This is a genomic window from Pontibacter burrus, from assembly GCF_010686685.1.
GTDB classification, from domain to species: domain Bacteria; phylum Bacteroidota; class Bacteroidia; order Cytophagales; family Hymenobacteraceae; genus Pontibacter; species Pontibacter burrus.
The window spans coordinates 1-2,153 of record NZ_JAAGWD010000018.1 but is presented as its reverse complement, the minus strand read 5'-3'; the positions used below and the strand labels follow the sequence as shown (position 1 = coordinate 2,153).

Here is a 2,153-nt window from a genome sequence, read left to right as displayed (position 1 = left end):
GATTATCTGTTATACCAAACGCCTTTAACCAGAACCTGATGGAAGCTACCATGTTTTTACCCACACCAAGTTCTATAACTGCATCCTCTTCTAAGAAGGACTTGCCTAATTGTAAGTAATCATAGCCCTTCTTTAGCCAGAGATGTCGGCATTGGAATTTCTCATGGCCAGAGAAGGTATATTTTAATTGGGGTGCACTTTCTACAAACATAATGTAATTAGTTGCCCTAAAAGGGCCCACATTGGTATAAATTGAATGGTCAGGTTTTACTATCAAAGATAGTAAACCTCTATACAAGAGCCTATCTTAAATGGTAGTAAAAAAATGATTTTTGATACTAATTTTTAGTAATGCGCCTTTACTCTTTTAGTGCCTAACATCTTGTTATTACTTTTAACTTGTGATTATAAAGTCCTTTAAATTTGAAACCTCTTTTATAAATTTCTACTCAAAGTAAATAAGGAGTTGGATAGGCAGAGAATTTTGAGATATTTAGTCCCACTATATCACTAAGCATATTATAGCATGATAGTAGATGATTTTAAGTACTTAGGCAGGATGTTCTCTGACCTCACTACATTCATTACAATGACACGAGAGGAGTATAAAGGTTATACTTTTAAAGAGAATAACGAAAAGTTAATTGAAGCATTCCTTTCTGATCAATTAAATACTATTACTGCTGAACTGAAAAAATTTGTTAAGTCTATAACAAAGGAAGCACAGTTTCCTCCTTTCGATACGGCAATTCCTTTACTTTATATCGCTCATACTAATTTGCAGGGACTAGTAATATCAAGTAACTCTTTTCTGCAGGAGCTTCTAGAATTAGATCCAATAGCCTATGATTTAGCAGAAGGTGAGATACAACAATATTTAAAGCTACATGCAGATGGAGAATTTGAAGAAAAAGAGTATCGTGTCTTTCGAGCCAAGACAGAACAGCAGACTAAAACTTCTTTAGGCTTCCAGGGTGAGATCTTGATACCTCTACTGAGAAATGTAATTCATGTATTTAAGGAGCAATTGGTAGACTTTGAACATTTCTATAAACCTATCTTAAAAGGTTTAGATGGCGATGTAGTAGAGGGGAAAGAAGCAGCAATTAAAATAAGTCAAGCGTTCCTAGGCATAACCCATGATAAAGATCTCTATACTTTTATAGATATTACAAAAAAAGGGACATTAACAGATGATAAGGCTTACACAAAGCTTACTAAAACTGACATGTCACCAGAAGTACTAGCAATCTTGTTCTACTATTTGCGTGAAAAAGGATTAGTAACTAACACTAATATTTCACAGATAGCAAGGCTTATAAGCCTTTTGACAGGGGTTTCCCATAATACTATTCGACCTGCATTGGGGCTTGTTATGCATAAAGACCCTACTAACTCCTATCTAATAGATGGAAACACGAGTTCTGCTTATGCTAATCAAGTTAAAAAGCTCCTAAGAAACATAATTGAGCTGATTGATAAAGATATAAATCACAACTTGCAAAAGTTGTAACCCATTCTGCGCTTTATCTTGTAATCCAATTGCTCCCTCAAGCCATTTTACCTTTGCTTCGTCAACATACAAAATTAAAAGATGAAGCAATCTTATTACATCGTTCACTCGAACGGAATACAACAACTTTTAGAAAAGTTTGAAGAGATACAAATAGTCCTACAAAAGCAAGAAGAGAAACAATTAAAAAGCCGTTGGTTGGACAACGAGCAGTTGATGGCTCTACTGAAGGTAAGCAAACGCACCCTGCAGAACTGGAGGGATTGCGGGTATATCTCTTTCAGCCAGATAGGACATAAAATTTACTACCAATATTCTGAGGTAGAAGCTATGCTCCAGTTTCACAAGAACACATCGTTCAGATAAGCATCACGAATAAATAGCAGGTTTCTCAGCTATCAGCAGCGCTACACGCATACATGAGAGTTGATAGCTAAGGCATCTCATTTTGACAGATGGCTTAATCAGAGTGATGAATTACGGAAGGTTATAAGGCGCTCCTTCCTACAAGAATTAAAAAGCGCTTACAACTTAAATTAATATTAAAATGGAAATAAGAATTATAAGAAATACATCTATAGAAAATGTTGCTGACCACTTGAGAAGCTTCGACATTATCGGTATGGTAAAGTATAACCAC

The 2,153-nt window shown here is 35.3% G+C and carries 3 protein-coding genes; 2 read left to right on the top strand and 1 reads right to left on the bottom strand.

The genetic code is table 11. The features are described from left to right. On the bottom strand, nt 1-211 hold a 211-nt coding region (locus tag GXP69_RS18840), incomplete at its 3' end, for a DUF4007 family protein (RefSeq protein ID WP_163917165.1). A 315-nt stretch (nt 212-526) separates the two neighbouring features. On the opposite strand from GXP69_RS18840, the gene GXP69_RS18835 reads away from it, so the two are divergent. Together GXP69_RS18835 and GXP69_RS18830 are read left to right on the top strand one after the other, a co-directional pair. Next, entirely contained in the window at nt 527-1,513 is a 987-nt protein-coding gene (locus tag GXP69_RS18835; RefSeq protein WP_163917163.1) for a hypothetical protein, read from the top strand. A gap of 81 nt (nt 1,514-1,594) precedes the next feature. After that, complete coding sequence (locus tag GXP69_RS18830) at nt 1,595-1,879, top strand: helix-turn-helix domain-containing protein (protein ID WP_163917161.1); 285 nt, start codon at nt 1,595-1,597, stop codon at nt 1,877-1,879. The last annotated feature ends 274 nt before the right edge of the window (nt 1,880-2,153 follow it).